This is a genomic window from Azospirillum oleiclasticum (assembly GCF_013423485.1).
In the GTDB taxonomy this organism is placed as follows: Bacteria; Pseudomonadota; Alphaproteobacteria; order Azospirillales; family Azospirillaceae; genus Azospirillum; species Azospirillum oleiclasticum.
Genome location: NZ_JABFFR010000001.1, coordinates 128,731 through 139,973, shown reverse-complemented (window position 1 = coordinate 139,973; position 11,243 = coordinate 128,731). Strand labels below are relative to the sequence as shown.

General features: G+C 68.9%; 11 protein-coding genes and 1 tRNA gene. 6 read left to right on the top strand and 6 right to left on the bottom strand.

Translation table 11 applies throughout. The annotated features are described in order from the left end of the window. Positions 1–2: 2 nt before the first annotated feature. From HL658_RS00675 to HL658_RS00655, 5 genes are all read left to right on the top strand, one after another. Positions 3–575 carry a DUF4123 domain-containing protein gene (locus tag HL658_RS00675; RefSeq protein ID WP_180279971.1) on the top strand — a complete coding sequence of 191 codons (573 nt, stop codon included), beginning with the start codon at positions 3–5 and terminating at the stop codon, positions 573–575. Between the two features lie 4 nt (positions 576–579). Beyond that, entirely contained in the window at positions 580–867 is a 288-nt protein-coding gene (locus HL658_RS00670) for a PAAR domain-containing protein (RefSeq protein WP_180279970.1), read from the top strand. A gap of 5 nt (positions 868–872) precedes the next feature. After that, on the top strand, positions 873–1,364 hold the full coding sequence (locus tag HL658_RS00665) for a hypothetical protein (protein ID WP_180279969.1): 492 nt from the start codon (positions 873–875) through the stop codon (positions 1,362–1,364). A 25-nt stretch (positions 1,365–1,389) separates the two neighbouring features. Continuing rightward, positions 1,390–2,955, top strand: coding sequence for a type VI secretion system-associated FHA domain protein TagH (gene tagH / locus HL658_RS00660; protein ID WP_180279968.1), 1,566 nt, complete (start codon positions 1,390–1,392; stop codon positions 2,953–2,955). Between the two features lie 245 nt (positions 2,956–3,200). Next, entirely contained in the window at positions 3,201–3,779 is a 579-nt protein-coding gene (locus HL658_RS00655; protein WP_180279967.1) for a hypothetical protein, read from the top strand. 43 nt (positions 3,780–3,822) lie between these two features. Here HL658_RS00655 and bfr read toward each other — a convergent pair whose 3' ends face one another. Continuing rightward, positions 3,823–4,302 carry a bacterioferritin gene (gene bfr / locus HL658_RS00650; protein ID WP_180279966.1) on the bottom strand — a complete coding sequence of 160 codons (480 nt, stop codon included), beginning with the start codon at positions 4,300–4,302 and terminating at the stop codon, positions 3,823–3,825. Between the two features lie 211 nt (positions 4,303–4,513). Between bfr and HL658_RS36790 the strand changes: the two genes are divergently transcribed. Further along, positions 4,514–5,686 carry a DUF2325 domain-containing protein gene (locus HL658_RS36790; protein WP_246337219.1) on the top strand — a complete coding sequence of 391 codons (1,173 nt, stop codon included), beginning with the start codon at positions 4,514–4,516 and terminating at the stop codon, positions 5,684–5,686. A gap of 148 nt (positions 5,687–5,834) precedes the next feature. Here HL658_RS36790 and clpX read toward each other — a convergent pair whose 3' ends face one another. The 5 genes from clpX to HL658_RS00620 all read right to left on the bottom strand — a co-directional run bounded on the left by clpX (position 5,835) and on the right by HL658_RS00620 (position 11,128). Next, entirely contained in the window at positions 5,835–7,103 is a 1,269-nt protein-coding gene (gene clpX / locus HL658_RS00640) for an ATP-dependent Clp protease ATP-binding subunit ClpX (protein WP_180279965.1), read from the bottom strand. Between the two features lie 174 nt (positions 7,104–7,277). Then, complete coding sequence (gene clpP, locus HL658_RS00635; RefSeq protein WP_180279964.1) at positions 7,278–7,907, bottom strand: ATP-dependent Clp endopeptidase proteolytic subunit ClpP; 630 nt, start codon at positions 7,905–7,907, stop codon at positions 7,278–7,280. 53 nt (positions 7,908–7,960) lie between these two features. Next, the gene (gene tig, locus HL658_RS00630; protein ID WP_180279963.1) at positions 7,961–9,298 is read right to left on the bottom strand and encodes a trigger factor; all 1,338 of its coding nucleotides are present in this window, start codon (positions 9,296–9,298) and stop codon (positions 7,961–7,963) included. Between the two features lie 92 nt (positions 9,299–9,390). Then, positions 9,391–9,475, bottom strand: a tRNA-Leu gene (locus tag HL658_RS00625). 123 nt (positions 9,476–9,598) lie between these two features. After that, entirely contained in the window at positions 9,599–11,128 is a 1,530-nt protein-coding gene (locus HL658_RS00620; protein WP_180279962.1) for a malonyl-CoA decarboxylase, read from the bottom strand. Positions 11,129–11,243: the final 115 nt, after the last annotated feature.

Here is an 11,243-nt window from a genome sequence, read left to right as displayed (position 1 = left end):
CCATGCCCACCCGCCTTTCCCCCGCCCGCATGGCCGCCCTGTCCGCCCTGGTGTGGCCGCAGGAAACCGCCCCTCCGGATGCCGAGGGGCAGCACACCTACATGCTGATCGACGCCGCGCGCCGGCCGGGCATCCACCGGTCGCTGGCCGAGCATCAGGCGGAGCTGCCCATCCGCTCGCTCTACCAGGGGGAGACGGCGGAGCAGTTCGCCGACGTCAGCCCCTACGTCGCCCGGCTCGACCCCGGTGTGGACTACGCCCATTACCTCGTGGATCAGGGCTGGGGCGATTCCTGGGGACTGTTCGTGCATTCCACGCTCGACATCGACGGGGTGCGGCGACATTTCCGCAAATTCACCATCGTCAACACTGAGGACGGCAAGACCCTGCTGTTCCGCTTCTACGACCCCCGCGTGCTGTGCGGCTTCCTGCCGACCTGCGACGACGGGCAGCTCGGCGCGCTGTTCGGCGGTGTGCTGCGCTATCTGGCGGAGGACGAGGGGGGCGCCTGCCTGCGCCATTTCGAGCTGACCGACGGTGGCCTGCGGGCCATCCGCCACCCGATCCGGGAGTGATCCGATGCCGCCCGCCGCCCGCATCACCGACATGCATGTCTGCCCGATGGTCACCGGCGTGGTGCCGCATGTCGGCGGTCCGATCGTCAGCCCCGGCGTGCCCACGGTGATGGTGCAGTATCTGCCGGCCTCCGTTGTGACGGACATGTGCGTCTGCGTCGGCCCGCCGGACGTGATCGTGCAGGGCTCGACCACCGTCATCATCGGCGGGCGCCCCGCCGCGCGGCTGGGCGACACCACCGCCCATGGTGGCAAGATCGTCACCGGGGCGATGACCGTGATGGTGGGGTGACGACCGTGAAACTCCCCTTCCCTCCCATCGGTGCCGACTGGTCGCTTCCGGAGCCGGGAGCGTTGCCCACGCGCAACCCGCTGGCGGTCGGCAATGCCCTGGCCGCCAGCCCGAACGCGGCCGGACTGGCCAAGCTGTCGTCCGGCAGCGGCTCGGCCCTGGCGGACGAGATCGCGGACCTGATCGCCAAGGGAGGGCCGGAGTTGACGCCGGACGCCATAGCTGCCCTTCAGAAGGGATCGGTGGGGCAACTGCTGGGCTCGATCGCGGGGGCCGGCCCCGCGGGCGGGACCGGTGCCGCCGCCTATGGCCCGACCAGCCGCTTCCTGGGCCAGGCGCTGGGCCGGATGGCCGGACCGGGCGCGCCAAACCCGGTCGATGTGGCCGCCCGCCTGCTCGGCCGCCAGCCTCAGGTCGCCGAGCTCGGCATGCTGGCGAACGGGGCGGAGGGGTTGCTGCCGCAGGCGGCCCGCGACGCGCTCGCCCCGCTGGTCTGATCCCTTCCCGCCGGAGTCCTCCCCCATGCTGATCCTCCGCCTCGTCTCCATCGAAGGCCGGCCGCAACGGCCGGCGGAGGAACGGCGCCTGACCGCGGGCCGCATGACGCTGGGCCGCGGGTCCGAGAACAGTTGGGTGCTGGACGATCCGACACGCGCGCTGTCCAAGCAGCATTGCCAGATCGTCGACCATGACGGTGGCTACGAGGTGCTGGACACCAGCACCAACGGCGTCTACCTCAACGACGGTCCCGCTCCGCTCGGCCGCGGACACGCGGCCATGCTGGCGGATGGCGACACGCTCCGCCTCGGGCGCTACGTCTTCCAGGTGGCGGTTGAACGGGCCGACGCGGCGCTGTCGCAATTCGACGCCCTGTTCGACGACGGCCACGCCGCCACCCCGGACAGGCCGGCACCCGACCCGCTGTGGCCGGCGGAGCCGATGCAGGGCCGCAGCTTCGGCGACGAGTTCGATCTGCCCGAAGCGCCCCCGCCGCGCGGTGCCGGCACGGAATGGGGTACGCAGGACTGGGGCGGAAAGGGCGACGGCGAAGACCTGCTGGGCGGGCGCAAGCTGCCGGCCTGGGACGAGCGCTCCTACCAGATCGACCGCTCGGCGAGCGAGAACGACGCCTTCCTCCTTCCGGAGGTTGGGTTGGACGACCTGATGCCGGAACCGGCGGTGGCACCGGTGGCCCCCACCCGCCCCGAGCCCGATCCCATCCCCGATGAGGCCCCCCGGCCGGCGCCCGCGCCCACGGCGGGCGGCATGATCCCCGATGACTGGGATTTCGATACGCAGGACGCCGGATCGGCCGTCGCGACACCGGAAGCGGTTCCGGTGACCGCGCCGGTCCACGCGCCGATTCCGGCGGACGACGACTTCCTGGCTCCGCCCGAACCGCCACGGCAGCCCGCCGTGGCCCCGCCGCGCGCGGAAGCGCCGCCGCCACGGTCGGAACCACAGCTGCCCGCCGCCGGTGCCGACCGGCTGATCCAGGCGTTCCTGGAGGGGGTCGGCGCGCCGGCGCTCGGTGACGGGCGGGCGATGGACGAGGCGGCGATGCGGGAGGCCGGGCGCATCCTGCGCGAGGCGCTGGTCGGCTTGCAGGACATACTGAGCGCGCGCCGCAAGGTGAAGGGGGAGTTCGGGGTCGAGCGGACCGCCTTCGGCCGGCAGGACAACAATCCGCTGAAATTCACCGCCACCACCGACGGCATGCTGACGCGGGTGCTGGGCCCGCCGGAGCCGGGCTACATGGCGGGGCTTGCCGCCGTGCAGGAGGCGGTGAACGACGTCCGCGCCCACGAGCTGGCCATGCTCGCGGGCCAGCAGGTCGCGCTGAAGAGCCTGATCGAGAAGTTCGACCCCGGCCGGCTGAAGGGTCGGCTGGAAAGCTCCAGCTTCCTCGACAGCCTGATCCCCGGCGCACGCAAGGCGCGCTATTGGGAGGTGTACGAGATGATGTACGGCAGCATCGCCCGCGATGTGGAGGACGACTTCCAGCGCGCCTACTCCACCGCCGTCTCGGATGCCTACGAGGCCCGGCTGCTGGAGTTGGAGAACGAGGTGAAAGCCGCGCGGGACTGATACCAAGTCCCGTCGAGTGAAACCCATCGGGCTTGGTTGGGCCGTTGGGGCCCCGCGGGCCCATGCCCGCGAAGGCAAGCGGCCGGATGGCCGACTTCGACATACAAGGGGCCCATTGATCGGTTGCGATCAATGATACTTGGTAGGACACGTGCGCCGACGTCGCAGGGCGGCGGGGACGTGTTGAGCGGCGGAGAGGACGCCGCTATGGTGCCGCCGGTTCGGCAACACCGGAGGCGATGACCATGAGCGCGCGTGCGAAGCCCCGCGGCAATCCGGTGAACGAACTGGCGACGGAGCGCTGGATCAGCGGCCTGCTCGCCGGTGCCTGCCAGGGGTTGGCGCTGCTGCTGCCGGTCTTGACCGTCTGGTATTGGGCCACCGTGACACCGGCGGCTCTGGCGGCCGGGCTGACGCCGGACGTGTCCGCGCACGACCTGTTTCCGGCGGGGCTGGCCGACTGGCAGCGGATCGCGGGGGGACTGGTCAGCATGGCGAGCGTGGCGCTGCTGGTCTACGGGCTGCTGCGCATGCGGGCCTGCTTCCTTCTGTTCCGCGCCGGACGCTTCTTCGATTCGACCGCCGCGCGCGGGGTGCGCGGCTTCGCCGCCGCGGTGCTGGGGGCGGTGGTCGCGCGCCTGTTGTCCACGCCCGCGTTGACCGGGCTGTTGACCATGCACAACCCGCCAGGCCTGCGTTTCCTGTCGGTGCGGGTCGGCACTGACGAGCTGTTGGCCCTGCTGGTCGCCGGAGCTTTCTGGGTGATCGCCTCCCTGCTGGTGCGGGCGGGAGACATCGTGAAGCGGGACGCGTCCATCGTGTGACCGATGCCGGCGCCGGACGGCGGCCCCGGCATATGGCCCATGGTCAGCTCTTGTCGCCGTAGATTTGCTCCTGCGTGTAGCCCTGCAGGCCGACGCGGCCGATCAGGTCGAGCTGGGTCTCGATCCAATCGACATGCTCCTCGGTGTCCTCCAGCAGTTCGCCCAGCATGTGGCGCGTCTCGTAATCGCGGACCTCCTCGCAGACGGCGATCGCATCGATCAGCGTGTTGCGGGCGAGATGCTCGACCTTGAGGTCGCTGCTGAGGACCTCCTGCACATCCTCGCCGATGTTCAGCTTGTGCAGATCCTGGAGGTTGGGCAGGCCTTCGAGGAACAGGATCCGCTCGATGACCTTGTCCGCGTGCTTCATCTCGTCGATGGATTCCTCAAAGATCTTTCCGGCGATGCGCTTCAATCCCCAGTTCTTGAGGATGCGCGCGTGCAGAAAATACTGATTTATCGCGGTCAGCTCATTCGTGAGAATGGCATTCAACTGTGCGATGACCTTGGCGTCGCCCTTCATCCTGATCTCCCTGCAAATCACTATCAACATCAAAAGGCCGAATACTTGCCGCGGGCACTTTAGGAGGAAGGGCCGGTAGCAGCAACACGGCCCCCGCCGCGAACGGCCGAGGTCATGCGCGCGAAATGTCGCAGCACCGCCTTGCAACTGAGAATGATTTGCATTATTAAAGGTGGGTGGACACCCGTGAACCAGCCGAGGAGGTTTGGGTATGTGCGACCGGTGCGACGAGGGCGGAACGGAGCGTGCGGGCGGGCAGCAGCGCCGCAAACTGTGGGTCGTACCGCGGCAATACCATTGCGCGGTCATCGGCACCTGCCTGACCCCCGATGACCTCGCCTGGATGTGCCGGCGTCTGTCGCTCACCCTGTCGCCGGACGCCGGCGAGTACGACGTGCACCGCTATTTCGTCGAGCAGGCCGGGACCCTGAACCCGGTCGCCAAGCTGATGAACAAGCGGCTGGACGAGAAGTACTCCGGCGAAATCCGTCGCTTCGCACGCGAACGTACGGAGGAGGGCTGGAACGCCCTGTGGGATGCGGCGCTCGCCACCGGCAACATCGCGCCCGCCTTCTGGGCGCTGGTCAGCCACGCCACCCTGCCGGACAGCCTCCGGGTGCGCGCCTACGGCGACGTGCACATGCTGTCGCACCTCATGGGCGGGGCGAACCGGCGCCAGATCAAGGAGAACCAGGAGCTGACCCGCCGCTGCGCCGAGTTGGAGGCGCGCGTCGCCCGCACCGAACGCGCCGCCATCGAGCGCGCGGCCGAAAAGGACGCGCGGATCCAGGCGCTGGAAGCGGAGGTGATCCGCCTGCGCGTGGCCGGCACCGTCACCGCGACGCCCGCCCCCGTGCGGGACGCGGCACTCCGGGCCAAGCGCCGGCAGCGGGAGATGGACACGCTCGCCCGCCGCGTGGCGGTGGAGCGGCTGCGCGCCCGTCATGCAGAGGCGGAGGTGGAGCGCCTGCGCCGTTTGATCGACGCGCCTACGACGGTGTCGAAGCGGCCAACCACGCCGCGGGAAGCGCCTTGCGGGGCCGAGGCGCCCTGCGCACCGGCGAACCTCGACGGGCAGGCGATCCTGTATGTGGGCGGTCGCCCCAGCCTGCTGCCACATCTGCGCGCCGCCGTGGAGTCGCGCAACGGCAGCCTGCTGCACCATGACGGCGGCTTCGAGCAGGCGGCCGGCAAGCTGGAAGGGCTGGTGGAGCGGGCGGACGTGGTGGTCTGCCCCATCGACTGCGTCAGCCATGACGCCTGCCTGCGGGTGAAGGGCCTCTGTCGCCGCATGCAGAAGCCCTTCGTGCCGATCCGCAGCGCCGGCGCCTCGTCCTTCCGCAAGATGCTGGGGGAAATCGGCGCGGTGGCCGGCGAGGGCTGACGCCGGAGGCGTCACCGCACCGGGCCCCCACCCACCCCTCCCCCCGTCGAAGATGGGGGGAGGTCGGGAGGGGGGGCTCAACGCCCGGACCAAGCCAAAAACAAAAGGGCGCCCGGAGGCGCCCTTTTTCATGCCCTGCGGCCGAGCGTCACGCCCCCGCGGGGGAGGCGTCGCTGCGGCGGTCGGCGTGTACGTAGAGCGGCTTGGCGCGGCCCTCCACCACTTCCTTGTTGACGACGATGCTCTCCACCCCAGACAAGCCGGGAAGGTCGAACATCGGGTCGAGCAGGATGGCCTCCATGATGGACCGCAGGCCGCGGGCGCCGGTCTTGCGCTGGATCGCCTTGTGGGCGATCCCCTTCAGCGCGTCGTCCGCGAAGTCCAGACGCACATCCTCCATCTCGAACAGCCGCTGGTACTGCTTGACCAGCGCGTTCTTCGGCTTGGTCAGGATGTCGATCAGCGCGCTCTCGTCCAGGTCCGACAGGGTCGCGACCACCGGCAGGCGGCCGACGAACTCCGGGATCAGGCCGAACTTCAGCAGATCCTCCGGCTCGACCTCGCGCAGGATCTGGCCGGTGGAGCGCTCCTCCGGACTGCGCACATCGGCACCGAAGCCGATCGAGGTGCCCTTGCCGCGCTGCGCGATGATCTTCTCCAACCCGGCGAAGGCGCCGCCGCAGATGAAGAGTATGTTGGTGGTATCGACCTGCAGGAACTCCTGCTGCGGGTGCTTGCGCCCGCCCTGCGGCGGCACGGAGGCGACCGTGCCTTCCATGATCTTCAGCAGGGCCTGCTGCACGCCCTCGCCCGACACGTCGCGAGTGATCGACGGGTTGTCCGACTTGCGGGAAATCTTGTCGACCTCGTCGATGTAGACGATGCCGCGCTGCGCCCGCTCGACGTTGTAGTCGGCAGCCTGGAGCAGCTTCAGGATGATGTTCTCGACGTCCTCGCCGACATAGCCCGCCTCGGTCAAGGTCGTGGCGTCGGCCATGGTGAAGGGCACGTCGATGATGCGGGCAAGGGTCTGGGCGAGCAGGGTCTTGCCGCAACCGGTCGGACCGACGAGCAGGATGTTGGACTTCGCCAGCTCGACGTCGTTGTGCTTGGTCCCGTGCGCCAACCGCTTGTAGTGGTTGTGCACGGCGACCGACAGGACGCGCTTGGCGTAATCCTGGCCGATCACGTAGTCATCGAGCACCGCATGGATGTCACGCGGGGTTGGCACCCCATCGCGCGACTTCACGAGGGTGGTCTTGTTCTCCTCGCGAATGATGTCCATGCACAGCTCGACGCATTCATCGCAGATGAACACCGTCGGACCGGCGATCAGCTTGCGGACCTCGTGCTGGCTCTTGCCGCAGAACGAGCAGTAGAGCGTATTCTTCGAATCGCCGCTGCTGGACTTGGTCATCGGTACTCCGTCATGCTCCAGGGGGACGGCGGGCTCTCCATCCCGACCGGCATCCCCCGACGCCGATCCTTGCTGAGGTTGTCGCGGCTAGGGGTCTTGACAAGCTGAACTCGCCGCGCCGCAACCCTGCCATTCAACAACAGGGGTGCGGCGCGATCAATACTTACTTCGCGCTCACGCCGCGTCGCTGCCCGAACCCGGGCGCTTTTCCACGACCTCGTCGATCAATCCGAAGGCCTTGGCCTCTTCCGGCGACATGAACTTGTCGCGTTCCATGGCCGCCTCGATCACGTCGAGCGACTGCCCGGTGTGCTTGGCGTAGATGTCGTTCAGACGGGCACGGAGCTTCAGGATCTCCTGCGCCTGGATCTCGATGTCCGCGGCCTGACCCTGGGCGCCGCCGGACGGCTGGTGCACCATGATGCGGCTGTTGGGCAGGGAGAAGCGCTTGCCCGGCGCGCCTGCCGCCAGAAGCAGCGAGCCCATGGAGGCCGCCTGGCCGATGCACACGGTCGACACCTGCGGCCGGATGTACTGGATGGTGTCGTAGATCGCGAGGCCCGCCGACACGTAGCCGCCCGGCGAGTTGATGTAGAAGGCGATGTCCTTGTTCGGGTTCTCCGACTCAAGGAACAGCAGCTGCGCGCAGATCACGCTGGCGACGGCATCGTTGACCCCGCCGATCAGGAAGATGATGCGCTCCTTCAGCAGCCGCGAGTAGATGTCGTAGGCCCGCTCGCCACGGTTGGTCTGTTCCACGACCATCGGGATCAGAGCGTTCATCGTCGGTTCGAAGCTGTGCATGCTGTCCTCACCCTGTTCCCACAGACCCTATATAGGAACGGAAAAGGCGACCGTCAGGCCGCCTTCGCCTCCGCCTCGTCCGGATCGCGCATCAGTTCCTCGACGGGGACCTTGCGGTCGCTGACCTTGGCGAGTTCCAGGATGAAGTCCACCACCTTGTCCTCGAAGATCGGGGCGCGCAGGTTCTCCACGGCGTTCGGGTTCGCCTTGAAGAAGTCGAACACCTGACGCTCCTGGCCGGGCCAACGGCGGGCTTCCGCGATCAGCGCGCGGTTCAGCTCGTCCTGGCTGACCTGGATGTTGTTGCGGCGGCCGACCTCGGACAACAGCAGGCCCAGGCGCACGCGGCGCTCGGCGATACCGCGGTACTCGGCCCGCAACTCGTCCTCGCTCTTGTTCGCGTCCTCGCCGGCGTCGCCCTTCTTCAGCTCGTCCTGAAGGCGCTGCCAGATGCTCTCGAACTCGATGTCGACCATGCCGGCCGGCACGTCGAAGCTGTGCGCTTCCGCCAGCTTGTCGAGGAGCTGGCGCTTCACCCGCAGGCGGGCGAGGTCCTTGTATTCCTGCTCCATCCGCTCGCGGACCAGCTTGCGCAGCTCCTCGGCGCTCTCCAGCCCGAACTGCTTGGCGAGATCGTCGTTGATCTCCGCCGGGACGCTGCTGCGCAGCTCCTTCACGTCGACCTCGAACACGGCCTCCTTACCGGCCAGCTCGGCGGCGTGGTAACCCTCGGGGAAGGTCACGGTGACGGTGCGGTGCTCACCGGTCTTGGCGCCGACCAGCTGCTCCTCGAAGCCGGGGATGAACTGCCCCGAACCGAGCTTGAGCGCGAAGTCCTCGCCCTTCATGCCGTCGCGGCGCTCGCCGTCCACCGAACCGTCGAAGTCGATGACGGTGGTGTCGCCCATCTCGGCCGCGCGGTCGTCGGTGACCGGCTCCGTCGTCTCCTGCGAGGAGGCGAGGCGCTTCAGCGATTCGTCGACCTGGACGTCGTCCACGTCGGCGACCAGCCGCTCCAGCTCGATCCCGCCGAACTCGCCCGGCTCGATGTCGGGCAGCAGCTCAACGCCCATGGTGTAGGCGAGGTCGCCGCCCTGCTCGTACTTCTCGATCTCGATCTTGGGCTGCAGGGCCACGCGCAGGCCACGGTCGTTGACCACCTGCCGCGAGGTTTCGGAGACGGCGTTCTCGAGCACCTCGGCGAGCACGCTGCCGCCATAACGCTGCTTGATCACGGCAACCGGCACCTTGCCCGGGCGGAAGCCCGGAAGCTGCACGGTCTGCCGCAGCTCGTCGAGGCGGCCCTTCACCTTCTCTTCGATGTCCTGGGCGGTGATGACGACCCGGTACTCGCGCTTGAGGCCGTCGGTGCTGGTCTCGGTGATGTTCATCGGAAAGGACGCCTGTCTCGTTGGTCGACCCGGCGGCGCCCGCGCTGGGCGGCCCGGAGCCGCGTTGTCACCTGCGGTTCAAGGGGTTGCCATGGTGCGGGCGAAGGGACTCGAACCCCCACGACCGAAGTCACCGGAACCTAAATCCGGCGCGTCTACCAGTTCCGCCACGCCCGCAATGGCATAGACGACGAGGGGTGGCGGCCTGCGCTTCCACCCCTCTCCGCCCGTGATTGCCGGTCTATAGCACAAGGTTTCCCGATCAGACACACGGAAAAGCTCCGTCCGGCGTCATCATGATCACCCCGCCGCCCGCGCCGCGGAGCGGATGGCGGAGGACGCGATCACCTTCCCCTCGCCGCGATAGGCCTCGTGGTTGCTGTCGATCTCGCTCAGCCGGTACTTGTAGTTGATCATCATCCCGCAGGACTGCCGCAGCCCGCGCTCCGACAGGTCCGCCAGCCAGTTCAGCCGCTCCATCCGCGCCCCGTTGGACAGGTGGAAGTGCGCCACGGGGTCGCGGGCGCGCGGCCGTCCCTCCCGGCCATGCGGCTCGACGCCGGTCAGATAGACGGCCCCCAGCCGCATCAGCGGCCCCTTCAGCGCGCGGGCAATGCGCTCGTCGCGGTGCCAGCCGGCCAGCGCCAGCGCCGCGGCCAGCCGGCCAGCCGGTTCCGCCCCGTCCTCGCCGGAGTCGGCGTAGCCCAGCGCCTCGGACAGTGCGGTGCGCTCGGCCTCCGTCAGCACGCCGTCGCCGTCCTCCTTGATCCGGCGGTCCAGCCAGCGGCGGAAGCCGGGGATGGGGGACAGGGTCGCGAAGGTCTTCAGGTTCGGGAACTCGGCCGCCAGGCTGTCCACCACCCGCTTGATCAGGAAGTTGCCGAAGCTGATCCCGGCCAGCCCCTTCTGGGCGTTGGAGATGGAGTAGAAGATCGCGGTGTCCGCCGCACTCGGATCGCGCACCGGGGCGGTGGGGTCGAGCAGCGACTGCACGTCCGCCGACAGTCCCTGCACCAGCGCCACCTCCACGAAGATCAGCGGCTCGTTGGGCATGCGGGGATGGAAGAAGGCGAAGCAGCGCCGGTCGCTGTCCAGCCGGTCCTTTAGGTCCTGCCAGCCGCGGATCTCGTGCACAGCCTCGTACTTGATCAGCTTCTCCAGAAGCGAGGCGGGGCTGTCCCAGGTGATGCGCGTCAGCTCCAGGAAGCCCACGTCGAACCACGACTTCAGCAGGCTCTTCAGGTCGTCGCCCAGCGCTTCCAGCAGCGGTTCGTCGCGCCCGGCCTCCATCAGCTCGGCGCGCAGGTCGACCAGGAACTTCACCCCGTCCGGCAGCCCGTTGAACTGGGTCAGCAGGCGGAGCCGTGGCGGCTCCAGCGCTTCACGCAGCGCGCGTTCGGCATGGCCACGCCCGACCGGGTCGCCGGCCGCCAGAAAAGTCGCCATGGCCCGGTCGACGGCCGCGCGGTCCACGTCGAAGTCGCGGGCGAGCATCACCAGGAAGTTGCGCCGCCCGGCGGGATCCAGCGACAGATAGGTGCGGCCGAGCTGGGCGGCGCGGGCGCGGGCCGACACCTCCCCGCCCCGTCCCTCCAGACAGGCCTCCATCTGGAGCTTCAGCCGCTCGGCGTCTTCCTTGGGCAGGTAGGAGCGCGGCGGGGCGCCGACGGCGCCGCGGGCCGACGCGGCGATCTCACGCCAGCGGCTGCGCAGGTTGTCGAGAGCGCGGTCCCACAGGCCGGGCTGCGGCACGGTGGCAGGGACGGCGGGCGGCGGGGCCGCGGGAGGCGCAGTCGCCTCGTGCGGCGCGGTCAACTGTGTCTCGCTCATGGCGCCCGATTCTGGCCTCCCCCCGGTGTCGCGGCAACCCTGCCGTACGTACGCAGCCGTTTGGGCCAGCGCCGCCGTGGTCGCCTTTGTTCCAGAAGGTTGGGATTGCGCGGCG

Excerpts from the sequence above, each read along its gene's own strand:
- HL658_RS36790 (WP_246337219.1), top strand. The coding sequence starts at position 4,514 with ATGTGCGACCGGTGCGACGAGGGCGGAACGGAGCGTGCGGGCGGGCAG.
- clpX (WP_180279965.1), bottom strand. The coding sequence starts at position 7,103 with ATGACCAAGTCCAGCAGCGGCGATTCGAAGAATACGCTCTACTGCTCG.
- HL658_RS00655 (WP_180279967.1), top strand. The coding sequence starts at position 3,201 with ATGAGCGCGCGTGCGAAGCCCCGCGGCAATCCGGTGAACGAACTGGCG.
- clpP (WP_180279964.1), bottom strand. The coding sequence starts at position 7,907 with ATGCACAGCTTCGAACCGACGATGAACGCTCTGATCCCGATGGTCGTG.
- tagH (WP_180279968.1), top strand. The coding sequence starts at position 1,390 with ATGCTGATCCTCCGCCTCGTCTCCATCGAAGGCCGGCCGCAACGGCCG.
- HL658_RS00675 (WP_180279971.1), top strand. The coding sequence starts at position 3 with ATGCCCACCCGCCTTTCCCCCGCCCGCATGGCCGCCCTGTCCGCCCTG.
- HL658_RS00620 (WP_180279962.1), bottom strand. The coding sequence starts at position 11,128 with ATGAGCGAGACACAGTTGACCGCGCCGCACGAGGCGACTGCGCCTCCC.
- tig (WP_180279963.1), bottom strand. The coding sequence starts at position 9,298 with ATGAACATCACCGAGACCAGCACCGACGGCCTCAAGCGCGAGTACCGG.
- bfr (WP_180279966.1), bottom strand. The coding sequence starts at position 4,302 with ATGAAGGGCGACGCCAAGGTCATCGCACAGTTGAATGCCATTCTCACG.
- HL658_RS00670 (WP_180279970.1), top strand. The coding sequence starts at position 580 with ATGCCGCCCGCCGCCCGCATCACCGACATGCATGTCTGCCCGATGGTC.